This window comes from Rhodanobacter thiooxydans, from assembly GCF_021545845.1.
Classification (GTDB): domain Bacteria; phylum Pseudomonadota; class Gammaproteobacteria; order Xanthomonadales; family Rhodanobacteraceae; genus Rhodanobacter.
The window spans coordinates 2,575,581-2,593,752 of record NZ_CP088923.1 but is presented as its reverse complement, the minus strand read 5'-3'; the positions used below and the strand labels follow the sequence as shown (position 1 = coordinate 2,593,752).

Sequence of the window (18,172 nt, the reverse complement as noted above, 5' to 3'; positions counted from 1 at the left end):
TCCGCGCATCGCTGCGCCAGCTCCGCGAATGCCGCCTGGTAGGCGTAATTCAGCCCATCGAGCAGCAGTCCGGCGGATCCGGCGAAGTCCCTGGGGCTGGCGGATAGATGGTCCAGGCGCGGGCAGCGCTTGCGCAGGTAGCCACCCACGCTGCCACCTTCGAGCAGCGTCTGGGGGATGCCGTCGCATTTGCGCAGCAGGCGCATGGCGTAGTCCTGGCAGGCCACGTCCGCATCGTGGCGAAAGCGGCTCAGCCAGGCATGCTGTGCGGGATCCTTGCTGTCCGGAAACCGGCTCGCCACGAACCAGGCTTCCTGCAGACATTCGATATCGTTGTACAAGGGGCTGAGGGCGAACACCAACTCGGTCGCCACGCGCTCCCTGCCGAGGGCGTGTTCGATGCGGCGGCGGTAGAGGCCCGCCACGCGGATCAGTGACTGGCGCGCTGGGGTTTTCCATTCGGCGATCCGCTGGTACTCGGGCAGATGACGCTCTTCGTCGAAGGCTTCCACGCGATTCAGGTGGCTCGGTATGTCATGCCGGTCCAGCGTGCCGGAGAAGGCCAGGCGCATGCGCCGTTTGTTCTCCTGTTCCGCGGCCTCCCAGTCCCGTGCGATCGCGGGCGAATCCTGGCGCAGTTCGTCGACGCAAGCCTGCCAGGACAACGGCGCCTGTGCATCCGACAACGCCAGTTGCAGCGGAAGCCAGGGGAGGCTGCGCCACTGCCGTCCACTCCATCGGCGCAGGTCGTCCACGGCGGTGGTGCGCTGCGAATGGATGTCGGTCACGGTCTGGCTGTCGCAGAGTTCGGCGGTCTGGTAGTCGACCCCCAGTTGTCGGTAGTACGCACGGGTGGCGTTTTCGCAGTGCTCGGCGAAGCGCTCGAACAGGATGGCTGCGGGTCGGTCGTCGTGGAACAGGCCGGCCGCCTGCAGGTCCTGCGCGCTGCGGATGCGTTCCAGGTCGGCCGGGTGGGTATCCCAGGAACGCGTGGTGCCGTAGCCGAGGCTGCGTTTCAGTCTTGCCCAGGTTTGCGGGTCGAACGTGGCGACGTGGGCGGCCGCGGCTTGCGGAATGTTCCGCAGCAGCTTGTGCTCGCGCCAGGTGCGGGCGTTCTGTTCGTCGATCTCGCCGAAGGCCTGGCTCAGCGCGCGCAGGCGCAGTGCGGTTTCGCGGAAGTTCTCGCTGCCGGCAAGCATCACCTCGTAGCGGTCGGCGTCGAATTCCATCTGCCGCGACAGCGAGCGCGACAGGCGGAAGCTCAGCAGAAACAGCCCGTGCAACAGCAGGCGCGAGGCCTTGATGCCGAGCTGGGTGATGAAGACCACGATCCGGATCACGGTGTCGCCGCTTTCCTCGGCCCAGCGCTGCAGGCGTTCATCCCAGGGATCGGGCTGGTGCGCACGCGCGTCCAGCCATGCATTGACGTGATTGACCAGGAAGCTGCAGCGCATGCCGAAGCGCTGGGCGAAATGGCCGAACTCGTGGGCCAGCACGCCGAGGAACTGCTGGCTGGTCAGCCCTGCCACCAGCGGCAAGCCGATGGTCAGTACCTTGCGGCCGCTGAAGAATCCGGGCCAGCCACCTTCGAAGTGCACACTGGCATTGACCTGGTTGGACATTTTCAGCGCCACCGGCGGGCGGATGCCGATGGCGCCAGTGAGTGCCTGGACGGCTTCGGTCAAGCGCGGCTCGTCGGCCGGGTCGAGTGTCAGGGAACGGTCCCTGCCGCTGCCTCCAGACAGGATGGGGCGAGCCAGCAACAGCAGCGGGATGCCGCCACTCACGCCGGGTACGCCATAGACGAGGAGCAGTGGCCAGATACCGTGCACCCGTCGGCCGATGAGCAGGTGAGCGTGGCCGAGATACCAGTACAAGGCATACCCCAGCCCGGTCACCAGAGCCAGATAGAGCAGCGGCATGAGCACGCAGCAAATCGTCACCACGCTCAGATGCATGCGGTAGAGCGGGCTCGGCCGACGCCTGGAGAATCCTTGGGCGAGGCATGGTCGCAAGCTTTCCAGCGGGTCGGCGGGTTGGGCGGGAGCAGCCGCGGGGGCCGCTTGCGTCTCCTTGCTGGCGGCCAACCCCGCCCGGGTCAGCACCTGGTGCCAGCGCTCCGCGTCCTGCGCATCCAGCCCGGCCTTGACCACGCGCTTCGCTGGCGGCAACAACGCCCGCACCTGGGCGGGGCCGAGTCCCATCTGCTGCTTGAGCGCCTCGGCAATGCTTTCAGTGGTATGGCCGGGCAGGGGGTGTCCGGAGAGTTTCACCCGATATTGCGCCATGGCAGTCCTTTGCGTGATTTCTTTCGATGCCCCGGATAATCACAAAACTGCCCGGCATCGGCAATGCGCCGGCCCGCGCTCGGCAGGGAGCGACTACACGCGGTAGTAGTCGCGATACCAGCTCACGAAGTTGGCGATGCCGGTGTCTATCGACACCTGCGGCGCGTAGCCAACCGCGCGGATCAGTTCCGACACGTCCGCCTCGGTGTCAGGAACGTCGCCGGCCTGCATGGGCAGCATCTCCATCTGCGCCTTGCGCCCCAGGCACTGCTCCAGCACCGCGATGTAGCGCATCAGCTCCACCGTTTCCGCGTTGCCGATGTTGTACAGGCGGTACGGCGCGACCCCGCTGCTGGCCGGGTCGGGTGCGTTGCCGTTCCAGTGGCTGTCCCTGGCCGGCAGTGTGTCCAGCGTGCGGATCACGCCTTCGACGATGTCGTCCACGTAGGTGAAGCTGCGCTTGTGCCGGCCATGGTTGAACACCTTGATCGGCTCCCCGGCCAGGATCGCCCTGGTGAACAGGAACAGCGCCATGTCCGGGCGTCCCCATGGCCCGTAGACCGTGAAGAAGCGCAGGCCCGTGCACGGCAGGCCGTACAGGTGCGCATAGCTGTGCGCCATCTGCTCGTTGGCCTTCTTGGTGGCGGCGTAGAGGGTCAGCGGATGTTCGGTGGGCTGATGCTCCGAGAACGGCATGGCGGTGTCGGCGCCATACACCGAACTGGTGGAGGCGAACACCAGGTGCTCCACCCCGTGCCGACGGCAACCTTCCAGCACGTGCAGAAAACCGGTGACGTTGCTGGCCACGTACGCGTGCGGGTTCTCGGCCGCATAGCGCACGCCAGCCTGCGCCGCGAGGTTGATCACGCGCTGCGGCTTGTGCGCGGCGAAGGCATTTTCCACCGCCGCGCGGTCGGCAAGATCGGCATGCACGTGCGCATAGCCGGGGTGCGCGATGAAGCGCGCCAGTCGCGCCTTCTTCAGGTTGACGTCGTAGTAGTCGTTGAGGTTGTCGAGGCCGATGACTTCGTCGCCACGTTCGAGCAATTGCAAGGCGACGTGCGAGCCGATGAAGCCGGCGGTGCCGGTGACCAGTACTTTCATGGCATGAAGTCCCGTTCAGAGGCGGCCGTCGACCGCTTCGCGCGGCAGCAGGCATTTCACGTCGTACAGCACCGAGGCGGCCTTGCCGAACGCGCGGATGCCGGCCGGGCCCATGCCGACGAATTGCTGGTGGCCAACCGCGATGATCACGGCGTCGTAACTACCGGTTTGTGGTTGGGTCAGGGGCGTGATGGCGTACTCATGCTCCGCTTCGGCGGCGTTGATCCACGGGTCGTGGACATCGACCTGGGCGTTGTAGCCGCGCAGCGCCAGCACGATGTCGACCACCCGGGTATTGCGCAGGTCCGGGCAATTCTCCTTGAATGCCAGGCCAAGGATCAGCACGCGCGCGTGCACCGGGTTGATGCCCTTGCACACCATCAGTTTGATCACTTCGCCGGCGATGTACGGACCCATGCCGTCGTTGGTGCGGCGGCCGGCGAGGATCACGTCGGAATGGTGGCCCACCTCCTGCGCCTTGTGGGTGAGGTAATACGGGTCCACGCTGATGCAATGGCCGCCGACCAGACCCGGACGGAACGGCAGGAAGTTCCACTTGGTGCCCGCCGCCTGCAGCACCTCCAGGGTGTCGATGCCGAGCTTGTTGAACAGCATGGCCAGGTCGTTGACCAGCGCGATGTTCAGGTCGCGCTGGGTGTTTTCGATCACCTTGGCTGCTTCGGCCACCTTCAGCGAACTGGCCTGGTACGTACCGGCGGTGATCACCGAGCCGTACAGGCGATCGACGAAATCGGCCGTCTCAGGCGTGGAGCCCGAGGTGACCTTGCGAATGCTGGTGACGCGATGCTGCTTGTCGCCGGGGTTGATGCGTTCGGGGCTGTAGCCGGCGAAGAAATCGCGGTTGTAGACCAGGCCCGAGCCTTTCTCCAGGATCGGCACGCACACCTCTTCCGTGCAGCCGGGATACACGGTTGATTCGTACACCACCACGTCGCCGGGCTTGAGCACCTTGGCCAGGGTTTCGCTGGCCTTGATCAGCGGTGTCAGGTCCGGGCGCTTGGCGAGGTCGATCGGCGTGGGCACGGTGACGATGTAGGTGTTGCGGTCGCGCAGATCATCCAGCTCGGCAGTGAAGCGCAGCTGCCTGGCTGCGGCCAGTTCCGCCGCATCGACTTCCAGCGTCTTGTCGTGGCCGGAAACCAGCTCGTCGATGCGGGCCTGGTTGATGTCGAAGCCGACGGTGTCGTAGTGCTTGCCGAATTCCACGGCGAGCGGCAGGCCGACATAACCCAGGCCCACGATGGCGAGCTTGGTGTTCTGGATGTTCCGCATACGGTCACCTCGGATGCTTGGGTGGGACGCGGCGCTGATGCGCGCGTCGATCCGGCAGTTGCAGCCACGACCGAGCATGCTTGTGGATCAGCGTTCAGGTAAGGTGCCAGCGACCGCGGAATCGTGGAGGCACACGTTGCACGCAAACGGACCGCAGCCATTGGAACACGGCGGCTGCGTGCCGGGCGACGGAGATCCCAACGTTTGGTCCCCTGGCAATCCTGCATTCACGCACCATCATGGCCACTCGCAGAAGGTCTGCGTACGTGGCGCGACGGAGGTTCACGCTGCGCTGGCACTGACATGGCGCCGACTATGCCAAGGTGGACTGTGCATGAATCGTGCACGCCGGCGTCCGCGAACCGGTGAGGAGCCACGAATGGGATGAGGGCAGGAGCCCGGCGGGCCGGGTGGCGTCGCCAGGGCGGCGATCCGTACGGTCAGGCGCCGAAGCGCGCGGCGTCAGCGCAGGACGTTCAGCTGGAACATCAGCCAGCCGGCGATTGCGCTCAGCGCCAGACAAAAGGTAAGCCAGAACCCTCTGGAGTTTTCCCCCCACATCCGCGGCTTGTTCTCGTCGTTTTCCATGGTCTTGAGCATTCGTGGCAAGGCAGGCGGTTCTATGGATGGGGCTGGGAAAGCCAGTATCGTGCCAAGCGAAGGATAATGCGCACATTGCCGACCGTGCCCGCACGGGCAATGTCCAGCCGCCGGGCCTGGTTGAGCCGGCCGGTATGGGTGTCGTTGCTCGCCTGCATGTCGCGCGTAAGCTTCAGCTGCTGCTGGGGGCAGGTTGTTCACCCGCTTGTCGATCCCGGCCTTCTGCCCTTCCAGCTGGCCGATCTGCTGGATCAGCGCCTTGTAGGCCGGGTGTTCGGGAGTGACCTGGCGCTGCATGTCCGCCTGTTGCAGGCGCAGCTTCTGGATGTTGGCCTCGATCGCCACTTCCTGGTCCAGCAGACTCTGGGTCTGCATGCTGATGTCGACCGGATGCGTCCGGATCTGGCAGGGGTTGAGCGCCGCTGTGGCCCGCTCCAGGTCGCAGCGCATGTTGGGCAACTGATCGCGAACGAACTTCGGGCTGTTCGCCGCTTCCGCCGAATTGCGGCCCACGTCCTGGCGCACGTAGTGTTCGCCCACCTGCCTGAGCACATCGGCTGCAAGATATGCTCACACGGAACCTGACACATCGGGGCGTTCGACCCCTGGCGTGAAAGTTCGGAAATCACAGATAGGGTTCCCAGCTACTGATGCCCTGCGTGATTATCTGGTGAACATGCTCGAATACTTTCCGTTGTTGGCGATAAGGGTCGGGAATATCTTTATCGTGCAGCCATTTGTCGAACAGATAAACCTTGCCGTGAACCTCGGGTGCAAGCCGTACCATTGCCGCCACATGGCCTTTTTCCATGCCCAGCACCAAATCGGCGCCGCGCAGAGTGGAGGGTGTCAGCTGGTGCGCGCGGTGCATGCTGCCGTCGATACCGTTCTCGGCAAGCAATTGCAGGGCCGTCGCGTCCATGGGACTGCCGACGAGCGCGCCGAGCCCGGCACTGGCGAACTCGATGTCGCGCCCTGCCATGCGCTGTCGAAACAGGTACTCGGCCACGGGGCTGCGGCAGATATTGCCCGTGCAGACGATCAGTATCCGTTTGAACACAGTGCCGACTTGCTCCCGGAGCCAGGCCAGCCGACGTCGGTTAGAACGCAAGAAAATGGCGGGCGGGTTCTTCCTGTCCCGTTTTACCGAAGGCCTGCGCCGGAAGCGCCGAAAACCGCTGTCTGACGCGGGCCAAGGTAATGGGGTCGATAGTCAGGCAAAGAAGCCTGTTGTCTGCTTTTGATTATCCAATGCCTGCAGTCGTGAAAAAGTTCGTCTAGTTGCCCTTGGGATATTGGTAACTGCCAGCGGCAGGGACCGTAACGCGGCTTTGGATCATTGTACGTACGAATTGCCTGACAGTGAATATTGACCAAACGGGCATTCAATCTGCGCAAGTAATGAAAATGTGAATGCAAATGTGAATTCAATTTTCACGCCAGTTTGTCCTGATCGTGAAGTCGAGCGCACGAAGGTGGAGCGAGTTTGTTTCCGCTGCCGAGGTGGGAACTGCGTGCGGCGAAGTCGTCCGGGAGCTGCCGCGCGCTTGGCGGCCCGTTTGGGGAACTCCTGCGTCCGTCGCTCCTGATGCCCCGATGGCTCGCCGCGGCGGGACACATCCGGCAGTGGGCGCCGCGTCGTGAGGTGGCCATGCCGTCTTCGCCGTCCATGAAGGAGTCCCTCATGAACCACAGCGTCCTCGTCACCGGCGGCGCCGGATACATCGGCAGCCATGTCGTGCAGCAGCTGGTCGCACGTGGCGAACCCGTGGTCGTCGTGGACAACCTGAGCACCGGATTCCGCGATGCGGTGCGGGGCGCCGAACTGGTGGTTGGCAATGTCGGCGACCGCGCGCTGCTCGCGCGCGTGCTGGCCGGGCATCGCGTCGATGCGGTGCTGCATTTCGCCGCGCATACGGTGGTGCCCGAATCGCTGAGCGATCCGCTCAAGTACTACGGCAACAACACCTGCAACACGCAAAGCCTGCTCGCCTGCTGCGCGGAAGCCGGCGTGGGGCACTTCATCTTTTCCTCCACCGCCGCGGTCTATGGCGTCACCGAAAGCGGCATGGCCGACGAGGACACGCCGACCCGGCCGATCAATCCCTACGGCATGTCCAAGCTGATGTCCGAGACCATGCTGCGCGACATCTGCGCCACCGGGTGCATGCAGCACGCCACGCTGCGCTACTTCAACGTGGCCGGCTGCGATCCGCAGGGCCGCATCGGGCATTCGACGCTGCATTCGACGCTGCTGATCAAGGTGGCCTGCGAGCATGCGGTAGGCAAGCGCGCCAGCGTGTCGATCTTCGGCAGCGACTACGACACGCCGGACGGCACCGGTATCCGCGACTACATCCACGTCGAGGATCTGGCCGCAGCCCACCTGCGGGCACTCGACCACCTGCGCGATGGCGGCGAGTCATTGACCCTCAACTGCGGCTACGGCCACGGCTACAGCGTGCGCGAGGTCATCGACGCCGTGCAACGCGTCGGCGGCCACCCGTTGGCGGTGATCGAGCAGCCGCGTCGTGCCGGCGACACGCCGATGCTGGTGGCGCGCAGCGACCGCCTCAAGCAGCGGCTCGACTGGCGGCCGCAGTACGACGACCTGGATTTCATCGTGCGCACGGCGCTGCTGTGGGAGCAGAAGCTCGCGCGGCAGCCGGTGACGCTGGCCTCCGGGGTGTGAATCCCGGCGCAGCCTCTCGCTGCGCGCCTGCTCCACGGTGATTGACCTGCCCAGCGGGCGATGCTTTTGAAAGGCCTCGCCCGCCAGCGGGCTCCTACGACCCGGCAGTTACTCGACCGTCACGGATTTCGCCAGGTTGCGCGGCTGGTCGACGTCGGTGCCGCGCAGCACGGCGACGTGGTAGGCGAGCAGCTGCAGCGGGATGGTGAACACGGCCGGGGCGATGAAGTTGCCGCCGGAGGCCACGCGCAGCATGCGGCCGGTGCCGGCCATGTCGTCCATGCCGGCGGCGCCGTCGGCGAACACGATCAGCTGGCCGCCGCGGGCGCGCACTTCCTGCAGGTTGGATTTCAGCTTGTCCAGCAGCGGGCCGTTCGGCGCCACCGCGATCACCGGCATGTGCTCGTCGACCAGCGCCAGCGGGCCATGCTTGAGCTCGCCGGCGGCATAGGCCTCGGCGTGGATGTAGGAGATCTCCTTGAGCTTCAGCGCGCCTTCCATCGCCACCGGGTATTGCACGCCGCGGCCGAGGAACAGCGCATGCTGGCGGTGGATGAACTCGCCGGCCAGGGCAATGATCGCCGGCTCCATCTGCAGCGTTTCCTCGATCGCCCGTGGCAGGTGCTGCAGCTCGGCGCACAGCGCGGCGTAGCGGTCGGCATCGAGGCCGTGGCGGCGGGCCAGCTCCAGCGTCAGCAGGGCGAGGCCGGCCAGCTGGGTAGTGAAGGCCTTGGTCGAGGCCACGCCGATCTCGGGGCCGGCGCGGGTCATCAGCTTGAGGTCGGCCTCGCGCACCGCCGAGGATTCGGGCACGTTGCAGATCGCCAGCGTGCCGAGGTAGCCGCGCCGGCGCGATTCGCGCATCGCCGCCAGGGTGTCGGCGGTTTCGCCGGATTGCGAGATCGCCACGAACAGCGTGCCCTCCGGCACCACCGTCTCGCGGTAGCGGTATTCGCTGGCCACCTCGACGCTGACCGGCAGCCGCGCGTATTCCTCGATCCAGTACTTGGCGACCAGGCCGGCGTGGTAGCTGGTGCCGCAGGCGACGATGTGCAGGCCGCGGGTGGCTTGCAGAAGCGCGTCGCTGTCGATGCCGAAGATGTTCGGCAGCACGCCGTGCGGGCCCAGCCGCGCCTCCAGCGTGTTGGCCACCGCCTGCGGCTGCTCGAAGATCTCCTTCTGCATGTAGTGGCGGTACTCGCCGCGTTCCACCGCGTCGGTGGACAGCTCGCTCTCGTGCACCGCGCGCTCGACCGGCGCGCCGTCCAGGCCGAACACCTGCACGCTGTCGCGGGTGATCTCCACCACGTCGCCCTCGTCCAGGTAGAGCATCTTGTGGGTGACCTGGACCAGCGCCTGCGCGTCGGAGCCGAGGAAGTTCTCGCCGATGCCCACGCCGACCAAGAGCGGCGCGCCGCGGCGCGCGCCGACCACGCGGCCGGGCTCGTCGCGGCTGAGCACGGCGATGGCGTAGGCGCCTTCCAGCTCGCGCACGGTGGCCAGCACCGCCTCGCGCAGGCTCAGGCCCTGGTCGAGGTGGCGGTCGATCAGCGCGGCCATCACCTCGGTGTCGGTGTCGGAGGTGAACACGTGGCCGGCGGCCTCCAGCTCGGCGCGCAGGCGGGCGTGGTTCTCGATGATGCCGTTGTGCACGATCGACACCCGCCCGGCGATGTGCGGGTGTGCGTTGGCCTCGTTCGGCACGCCGTGGGTGGCCCAGCGGGTGTGCGCGATGCCGGTGCCGCCGGGCAGCGGGTCGGCTAGGTACAGCGCCTCCATCTCGCGTACCTTGCCCTTGGCGCGCACGCGATGGATCGCGCCGCCGTCCAGCACGGCCACGCCGGAGGAGTCGTAGCCGCGGTATTCGAGCGCCTTCAGGCCGGCAATCAGCAGCGGAGCGACGTCTCGCTGGGCCGCGGCAGCAACAATTCCGCACATCGGGGCAGTTTCCTTGGGTGGGACAGAACCATGGCTTCGCCACGGGCGGGCGGTTGCGCGTGGCCGACATGAACGCAGGCTTTCGCGGGCCGCTCGACCCAATGACCGTTGTGTCGCCGAATGGTTCGGCCCAGCCGTTCCGTGAAGCCGCTGCGGGTAGCGGGACTGCATGCCGCCTTGCGCCGGGCCGTAGCGGCATGGATGCACACACTTCCGGTTGTGCTTCCCGGCCCGGCTGGTGCAGGTCGGCACGCATTTGGCCGTCCATCGCCGGCAGCCGTGATACTGCCGCCGATATGTACAAGTAGTGATCGACTGCTCTGGCGGAGTCTAGTTTCCCCAGGTGGCGAACATCACCGCCACGGCCGCTGCCATTGCCGCCGTGGCCAGCCAGCCGAACAGTTTCAGCGGCCACGGCATGGTGAATTCGCCCATGACCTTGTTGCTGGAGCCCATCAGCATCATCGCGACCATCAGCGGCACGGCGGCGACGCCGTTGACCACCGCACTCCAGTACAGCGCCTTGATCGGGTCGAGCGGGGTGAGGTTGAGCGCGATGCCGAGCAGGGCGGAGCCGATCAGCACGCCGTAGAAGAACCTGGCCTCGTGCGGCTTGTGTTCGAGCCCGCTGCGCTGGCCGAACGCGCCGGCGGCGGCGTAGGCGGTGGCGCCGGCGAGCACCGGCACGGCGAGCAGGCCGGTGCCGATGATGCCGGCGGCGAACAGCGCGAACGCCAGCTCGCCGGCCAGCGGACGCAGCGCTTCGGCGGCCTGGGCCGAGGACTGGATGTCGGTCTTGCCGTGCGCGTGCAGCACCACGGCGGCGGTGAGGATGATGAAGAACGCGATCAGGTTGGAGAAGATCATCCCCACCGTGGTGTCGATGCCGATCCGGCGCAGCGCGCTTGGCGCCTGTTGCGGCGCGTCCTGCAGTGGCTTGCGCTGTTTGCTCGTTTCGATCTCCTCCACTTCCTCGGAGGCCTGCCAGCAGAACAGATAAGGGCTGATGGTGGTGCCGAGCAGGGCGACCAGACCCACGGCGTAGGCGGCGTCCCAGCGGATCGGCGGCAGCACGATGCTCCTCAGCACGGCGCGCCAGGGCACGTCGATCACCAGCACGGTGACTACGTAGGCGAACAGGCTCAGGGTGAGCAGCTTGAGGATCGGCGCGTAGCGGGTGAACGGAATGAACACCTGCAGCAGCAGCGACAGCACGGCGAACAGCGCAGCGTAGAGCAGGGCCGGGCCGCCGATCAGCAGCTGCAGCGCCGCGCCCATGGCGCCGATGTCGGCCGCCAGGTTGATCACGTTGGCAACGAAGATCAGCACCAGCAGCGCATACACCAGCTTGCGCGGGTAGTGCAGGCGCATGCCGTCCACCAGGCCGTGGCCGGTGACGCGGCCGATGCCGGCGCTGATCGCCTGGATCGCGATCATCAGCGGCATGGTCAGGAACACGCACCACAGCATGCCGTAGCCGAACGCCGCGCCGACCTGCGAGTAGGTGGCGATGCCGCTGGGGTCGTCGTCGGCCGCGCCGGTGATCAGGCCGGCGCCGAGGTCTTTCCAGGGCGAGGCTTCCGGACCGCCGTCTTCGGTGTTTTCGCGTACGGCCATGCTGCTGGTTCCGCTGTGTGGTCCCGCTGTGTGGTCCCGCCCGGCGCCGCGCAAGGGTACCCGCCCGGATGATGGAACAGTCGAACCCTGGGTGTGACGAGGTGTCGCAGCGAAATTCACAAGCCGCGGTGTACATAGTGCACCGAACCGGATTCTTTGCATGCGCGGGGTTGCCTGACCATGACTACCGATGCCTTTGCCCATCCGCCGCTCGACTCCGACCAGCTGTACGGCATCGACGCCTGGTGGCGCGCCGCGAACTACCTTTCGGTCGGGCAGATCTACCTGCGCGCCAATCCGCTGCTGAAGGAGCCGCTGGCGCTGGCACACATCAAGCACATGTTGCTTGGGCACTGGGGCACCACGCCGGGGCAGAACTTCATATATGCGCACCTGAACCGGGCGATCCGGCAGTACGACCTGGACATGTTCTACATCTCCGGCCCCGGCCACGGCGGCCCCGCGGTGGTGGCGAACGCATACCTGGACGGCACCTACAGCGAGGTGTACCCGGACATCAGCCAGGACGAGGCGGGGCTGCAGCGCTTGTTCAAGCAGTTTTCCTTTCCGGGCGGGATACCCAGCCACGCCTCGCCGGAATGCCCCGGTTCGCTGCACGAGGGCGGCGAACTCGGCTACTCGCTGAGCCATGCGTTCGGCGCGGTGTTCGACAACCCCGGGCTGATCGCGGCCTGCGTGGTCGGCGACGGCGAGGCGGAAACCGGGCCGCTGGCTACCGCCTGGCATTCGAACAAGTTCCTCGACCCGGTGGGCGACGGCGCGGTGCTGCCGATCCTGCATCTGAACGGCTACAAGATCGCCAACCCCGCGGTGCTGGCGCGGATCGGCCGCGACGAGCTGGAGCCATTGCTGCGCGGCTACGGCTGGACGCCGTTTTTCGTGTCGGGCAGCGAACCGGCGGCGATGCACCAGGCGATGGCGGCGGCGCTGGACGCGGTGGTGGCGCAGATCCGGCAGATCCAGCGCGATGCGCGCGAACACGGCGTCACCGCGCGGCCGCGCTGGCCGGTGATCGTGCTCGACTCGCCCAAGGGCTGGACCGGGCCGAAGCTGGTGGACGGCAAGCCGAACGAGGGCACCTTCCGCTCGCACCAGGTGCCGCTGTCGATCTCCGCCAGCAGCCCGCCGGAGCACCTGCAGCAGCTCGAGGCATGGCTGCGCAGCTACCGGCCGGAGGAGCTGTTCGACGCACACGGCCGGCTGCGGCCGGAAATCGCCGCGCTGGCGCCCGCGGGCACGCGCCGGATGAGCGCGAACCCGCACACCAACGGCGGCCTGCTGCTGCGCGACCTGCGCCTGCCGGACTTCCGCGACTACGCGCTCGCGGTGCCGCAGCCCGGCGTGCGCGGCAGCGGCGACACCCGCGCGCTGGGGCCGTTCCTGCGCGACGTGATCCGCCTGAACGAGTCGTCGCGCAACTTCCGCGTGTTCGGCCCGGACGAGACGGTATCGAACGGCCTCAATGCGGTGTTCGAGGCCACCAACCGCCAGTGGGAGGCCCCGCTGAAGCCGAACGACGAGTTCCTCGCCACGCAGGGGCGGGTGGTGGAGATGCTCAGCGAGCACCAGTGCGAAGGCTGGCTGGAAGGCTACCTGCTGACCGGGCGGCATGGCTTGTTCAACTGCTACGAGGCGTTCATCCACATCGTCGATTCGATGTTCAACCAGCACGCCAAGTGGCTGAAGATGACCGCGGCGATCCCGTGGCGGCGCCCGCTGGCCTCGCTGAACTACCTGCTGGCCTCGCACGTGTGGCGGCAGGACCACAACGGCTTCACCCACCAGGATCCGGGTTTCATCGACCACGTGGTCAACAAGAAGGCCAGCATCGTGCGGGTGTACCTGCCGCCGGACGCGAACTGCCTGCTGTCGGTGATGGACCACTGCCTGCGCAGCCGGCATTACGTCAACGTGGTGATCGCCGGCAAGCACCCGGCGCCGCAATGGCTGGCGATGGACGCGGCGCAGCGTCACTGCAGCCTGGGCATCGGCGTCTGGCCGTGGGCCAGCAGCGACCAGCACGGCGAGCCGGACGTGGTGATGGCCTGCGCCGGCGACGTGCCCACGCTGGAGACGCTGGCGGCGGTGACGATCCTGCGGCGCTACCTGCCGGAGCTGAAGCTGCGCGTGGTCAACGTGGTCGACCTGATGAAGCTGCAGTCGCCCAGCGAGCACCCGCACGGCCTGGGCGACGACGATTTCGACCAGCTGTTCACCCGCGACAAGCCGGTGATCTTCGCCTACCACGGCTACCCGAGCCTGATCCACCGGCTCACCTACCGGCGTACCAACCACGACAACCTGCACGTGCACGGCTACCAGGAGGAGGGCACCATCACCACCGCGTTCGACATGACTGTGCTGAACGCGCTGGACCGCTTCCACCTGGTGATCGACGTGATCGACCGCGTGCCGCAGGCGGGCGAGCGGGGCATCTACCTCAAGCAGAAGCTGCTGGACAAGCTGCTCGAGCACAAGCAGTACATCGACGACAACGGCGAGGACCTGCCGGAGATCCGCAACTGGGTATGGGGCGCGCAGGACGCCGGCGTGCTCTCGTAAGAGCCCGCTGGCGGGCGATGCTGTTGTTTGGGATCTTCATCCGGAGCATCAGGGCAACAGCATCGCCCGCCAGCGGGCTCCTACAAAAACAGGCAGAAAATTCGAGTCGAAGTGCCGTTCAGCAGCGCACGAGCGCCGCAGCGGCCGTCGCGGCCACCCATTCCTCGTTGGCGGCTTCCACCACCACCTTGACCCGGCTGGCGGCGCTGGAGATGACCGGCGCGTGGGCGACATTCGCGGCCGGGTCGATCGCCACGCCGAGGAAGCCCAGGCCGGCGCAGATGCGCTCGCGGATCACCGCTAGGTGCTCGCCGATGCCGGCGGTGAAGGCCAGCATGTCCATCCCGTCCAGCGTGGCCGCCAGCGCGCCCACCTGGCGCACGATGCTGCGCACGTACAACGCCAGCGCTTCGCGCACCGGCGCTTCGCCTTCGCGCGGCAGCAACTCGCGCGGGTCGGAGGACACCCCGGAAACGCCGAGCAGGCCCGACTCGTGGTACAGCATGCGGCCCACCCGTTCGAGCGACAGCTTGCCGATCTCCATCAGGTAGATCACCGCGCCGGGGTCCAGCGCGCCGCAGCGCGTGCCCATCATCAGCCCGTCCAGCGCCGAGAAACCCATGGTGGTGGCGACGCTTTGCAGGTTGCGCATGGCGCACAGGCTGGCGCCGCTGCCCAGGTGCGCCACGATGGTGCGGCCGCGCGCGGCGTCGCCGTAGCGCTCGCCCAGCACCTGCGCCTGGTACGCGTAGGACAGGCCGTGGAAACCGTAGCGGCGCAGGCCCTGGTCCCACGCCGAGCGCGGCAGCGGCAGCATCTTCTCCACCGTCGGCATGCTCTGGTGGAAGGCGGTGTCGAAGCAGGCCACCTGCGGCAGCTGCGGTAGTTCGGTCAGCAGCGCGTCGATCGCCTCCAGCGCGAACGGCTGGTGCAGCGGCGCCAGCGGGATATAGCTTTTCAGGTCGGCCAGCACCGCGGCATCGACCTGCACCGGCTCGAAGTACTTGCTGCCACCGTGCACCACGCGGTGCGCGATCGCCACGATGCGGCGGCCGTGCAGCCGCGCCACGATGCGCTGGCGCAGGTAGGTCAGCGCGGCATGGTAGGGGTGCTCGCAGTCCAGCGTCAGCGTCTCGGCTGCGGCGCCGCTTTCGCTGAACACCGGGGTATTGCCGGTGATGCCCTCGACCTTGCCGCCCCATGTCGGCACGCGCGCCAGCGGCGTCGCGTCCGCGTCGAACAGCGCGAACTTGATGCTGGACGAACCGCAGTTCAGTACCAGGATGAGTGAGCCTGCACTGCTGTCGTTCATGGCGGGCTGAGCCGGTAACGGTGGGCCACCAGCGCGGCGAGCGCACACGAGGCGATGCGTGATTCGCGCGAATCGGCGCGGCTGGTCAGCACGATCGGCACGCGCGCACCCATCACCACTGCCGCGCTGCTCGCGCCGCCCAGGTATTCCAGTTGCTTGGCCAGCATGTTGCCGCTTTCCAGGTCGGGTACCAGCAGGATGTCGGCCAGGCCGGCCACGTTCGATTCGATGCCCTTGATCCGCGCGGCCGCGGCGGAGATCGCGTTGTCGAACGCCAGCGGCCCGTCCAGCACCGCGCCGGTGATCTGGCCGCGGTCGGCCATCTTGCACAGCGCGGCGGCGTCGAGCGTGGTCTGCATGCGCGGGTTGACCGTCTCCACCGCGGCAAGGATCGCCACTCGCGGCGTGGTCACGCCGAGGATGTGCGCCAGGTCGATCGCGTTGCGCACGATGTCGGCCTTCTCCTCCAGTGTGGGCGCGATGTTGACCGCGCCGTCGGTGATGATGAACGGGCGCGGATACGCCGGGCTGTGCATCAGGTAGCAGTGCGAGATGCGCCGCGCCGTGCGCAGGCCGGTCGCGGAAGCCACCACGGCGGCCATCAGCTCGTCGGTGTGCAGGCTGCCCTTCATCAGCGCATCGACGCGACCGCCGGCGGCCAGCTCGACCGCGCGCGCAGCGGCGGCGTGGCTGTGCGGCACGTCCTCGATGGCGATGCCGGCAAGATCGAGCCTGGCCTGGCGCGCCACCTCCGCGAGTTTCGCCTGCGGCGCCACCAGCACCGGTTCGATCAAGCCGGCCGCGCGCGCGTCCAGTGCGGCGCCGAGGCTGGTTTCGTCGCAGGGATGCACCACCGCGACGCGGATCGCACCCAGTGCCAGCGCGCGGGCCACCAGCGGGCGGCCGTCGCCGTCGGGCAGCCGCACTGCCGGCAGGCGGGTGGCAGCGTATTCGATGTGCTCGGCGGGCGCGAGCACCTCCACCGTGCCGTCGATCGCCAGCACGCCATGCTGGTTGACGCCGCGGCAGGCGAAGCGGATCTGCCGGGTGGCGGCATCCCGCGCGATCGCCTGCACCTGCACCGCCAGCGTGTCACCGATGTGCAGCGGCGCATGGAAACGCAGCGCCTGTTCCAGGCAGGTGGTGCCGGCGCCCGGCAGGCGCGTGCCCAGCGCGGTGGCAATCAGCGCCACGCCCCACATGCCGTGGCCGATCATGTCGTGGAAAGCGGGCGAGGCGGCGCATGCCGGATCCAGCCGCTGCGGATCGCCGTCGCCGTACAGGGTCGCCAGCAGCTGCACGTCGGCGGCGGTCAGCACGCGCTCGACCGTCGCGCTGTCGCCGAGGGCGATCTCGTCGAAGGTGCGGTTGCGGATCAGCGGCGCGGCAGTGTCGGGCGTGGTCTCGTCCATGCTTCGGTTCCGGTCGGTGTCGGCGGGTCCGGCGGCGCCGGTGCGGACAGCGTAGCGCCGTCGGCTCCGGCGCGTCGAAGCGGCATTCAGCCGCGCACGTCGGGAACCTCGACCGGGCCGGCGCCGGCGCTGCGTTTCAGCAGCCACGCCAGCACCGGCGGCGTCACCATCGCGGTGAGCAGCGACATCGCCACGATGATCGCGTAGATGCGGTTGTCGAACACGCCGGCGGCGAGGCCCAGCGTGGCGACCACGATGCCGACTTCGCCGCGCGGCACCATGCCGAAGCCGATGATGGTGGCGCTGCGCGTGCCCAGCGTGAGCGAGCCGAGCCAGCCGCCGACCAACTTGGAGACGATGGCGATTGCGGTGACCACGGCCAGCATCCACAACGCCTCGGCACTGGCCAGCTCGTGCAGGTCGACCTTGCTGCCGGTGACCACGAAGAAGAATGGGGTGAGCAGGGCCAGCAGCGGCTGGGTCTGCTTTTCCAGGGTGTGCTGCTGGCGGGTTTCCGAGGCGATCATGCCGGCCAGAAACGCGCCGATGATCGCGGCCAGGCCGAAGCGGGTGGACAGCCAGGCCAGACCCAGGCACAGCGCCAGCACGATCATCAGCGGCGAATGCGGGCCGAGCGGCTTGTCCAGCCAGGCGGAGTTCCAGCGCATCACCCGCGCGCCGCCCCAGCCGATCACCGCGATGAAGCCGACCGCGCCGGCCAGCACCACCAGCAGGTGCGCGGCGTCGATGCTGCCGCCGCCCTGCAGCGACACCACCACGCCGAGCAGCAGCATGGCCAGGACATCGTCGATTACCGCCGCGCCGAGGATCACCTTGCTCTCGATGCGCTGCAGCGCGTTCAGCTCCTGCAGCACGCGCGCGGTGATGCCGGCCGAGGTGGCCACGAACGCGGCCGCGACGAACAGCGAGCGGTCCCAGTCGAGGCCGTTGCCGTGCGCCCACACGCTGCCCATGCCGAACGGCACCAGCACGCCGACCACGCCGACCGTAAACGCCACCTTGCCGACCTTCTTCAGGTCCTCCAGCCGCGTTTCCAGGCCCACCGCGAACAGCAGCAGGATCACGCCGAGCTCGGCCAGCACGTCGAGCGGGGTGCCGGTGGCGATCTGTTCGGGCGTGATCCAGCCCAGCAGCGAGGGGCCGATCGCGCAGCCGGCGGCGATCTCGCCGACCACGCCGGGCAGCTTCAGCCGCTGCGCGATCTCGCCACCGACCTGGGCGGCGACGAACACGACGAACAGGGTGAACAGGATCTCGCTGGCGTGGTGCATGCGGCGCGTGCCTGGGCCTTCGACAAAGACTGCATGCTACA

Annotated in this window: 12 protein-coding genes and 1 pseudogene; 3 read left to right on the top strand and 10 right to left on the bottom strand. The window is 67.5% G+C overall.

All coding sequences use genetic code 11. The features are described 5' to 3' along the window. Nucleotides 1–107: 107 nt before the first annotated feature. The gene (locus tag LRK53_RS11640) at nt 108–437 is read left to right on the top strand and encodes a hypothetical protein (RefSeq protein ID WP_027492739.1); all 330 of its coding nucleotides are present in this window, start codon (nt 108–110) and stop codon (nt 435–437) included. Nucleotides 438–995: 558 nt separating this feature from the next. Here the strand turns inward: LRK53_RS11640 and LRK53_RS11635 are convergent. The 5 genes and pseudogenes from LRK53_RS11635 to LRK53_RS11610 all read right to left on the bottom strand — a co-directional run. Beyond that, nucleotides 996–1,922, bottom strand: a pseudogene (locus LRK53_RS11635) (M48 family metallopeptidase); the annotation flags it as partial. Nucleotides 1,923–2,381: 459 nt separating this feature from the next. Further along, complete coding sequence (locus tag LRK53_RS11630) at nt 2,382–3,392, bottom strand: NAD-dependent epimerase (RefSeq protein ID WP_027492442.1); 1,011 nt, start codon at nt 3,390–3,392, stop codon at nt 2,382–2,384. A gap of 15 nt (nt 3,393–3,407) precedes the next feature. Continuing rightward, entirely contained in the window at nt 3,408–4,685 is a 1,278-nt protein-coding gene (gene tviB, locus LRK53_RS11625) for a Vi polysaccharide biosynthesis UDP-N-acetylglucosamine C-6 dehydrogenase TviB (RefSeq protein ID WP_027492443.1), read from the bottom strand. Between the two features lie 462 nt (nt 4,686–5,147). Then, entirely contained in the window at nt 5,148–5,825 is a 678-nt protein-coding gene (locus tag LRK53_RS19465) for a hypothetical protein (RefSeq protein ID WP_255324850.1), read from the bottom strand. Nucleotides 5,826–5,910: 85 nt separating this feature from the next. Beyond that, a complete protein-coding gene (locus LRK53_RS11610; RefSeq protein ID WP_027492445.1) occupies nt 5,911–6,345 on the bottom strand; it encodes a low molecular weight protein-tyrosine-phosphatase in 435 nt (144 codons plus the stop codon). 624 nt (nt 6,346–6,969) lie between these two features. On the opposite strand from LRK53_RS11610, the gene galE reads away from it, so the two are divergent. Beyond that, complete coding sequence (gene galE, locus LRK53_RS11605; protein WP_027492446.1) at nt 6,970–7,977, top strand: UDP-glucose 4-epimerase GalE; 1,008 nt, start codon at nt 6,970–6,972, stop codon at nt 7,975–7,977. Between the two features lie 108 nt (nt 7,978–8,085). Here the strand turns inward: galE and glmS are convergent, their stop codons facing one another. Next, nucleotides 8,086–9,915 (bottom strand): glutamine--fructose-6-phosphate transaminase (isomerizing), encoded by a 1,830-nt coding sequence (glmS, locus tag LRK53_RS11600; protein WP_027492447.1) that lies wholly within the window; start codon nt 9,913–9,915, stop codon nt 8,086–8,088. A 330-nt stretch (nt 9,916–10,245) separates the two neighbouring features. Beyond that, on the bottom strand, nt 10,246–11,532 hold the full coding sequence (locus LRK53_RS11595) for an NRAMP family divalent metal transporter (protein WP_027492448.1): 1,287 nt from the start codon (nt 11,530–11,532) through the stop codon (nt 10,246–10,248). 180 nt (nt 11,533–11,712) lie between these two features. Between LRK53_RS11595 and LRK53_RS11590 the strand changes: the two genes are divergently transcribed. Continuing rightward, a complete protein-coding gene (locus tag LRK53_RS11590; protein ID WP_027492449.1) occupies nt 11,713–14,115 on the top strand; it encodes a phosphoketolase family protein in 2,403 nt (800 codons plus the stop codon). Nucleotides 14,116–14,233: 118 nt separating this feature from the next. Here the strand turns inward: LRK53_RS11590 and LRK53_RS11585 are convergent, their stop codons facing one another. The 3 genes from LRK53_RS11585 to LRK53_RS11575 form a co-directional block, all read right to left on the bottom strand. Beyond that, nucleotides 14,234–15,427, bottom strand: coding sequence for an acetate/propionate family kinase (locus LRK53_RS11585; protein WP_027492450.1), 1,194 nt, complete (start codon nt 15,425–15,427; stop codon nt 14,234–14,236). Next, entirely contained in the window at nt 15,424–16,839 is a 1,416-nt protein-coding gene (locus LRK53_RS11580) for a bifunctional enoyl-CoA hydratase/phosphate acetyltransferase (protein ID WP_235642124.1), read from the bottom strand. The genes LRK53_RS11585 and LRK53_RS11580 overlap by 4 nt, the downstream gene beginning before the upstream one ends. Before the next feature lie 86 nt (nt 16,840–16,925). Beyond that, nucleotides 16,926–18,131 (bottom strand): cation:proton antiporter, encoded by a 1,206-nt coding sequence (locus LRK53_RS11575; protein WP_027492452.1) that lies wholly within the window; start codon nt 18,129–18,131, stop codon nt 16,926–16,928. Nucleotides 18,132–18,172 lie beyond the last annotated feature (41 nt).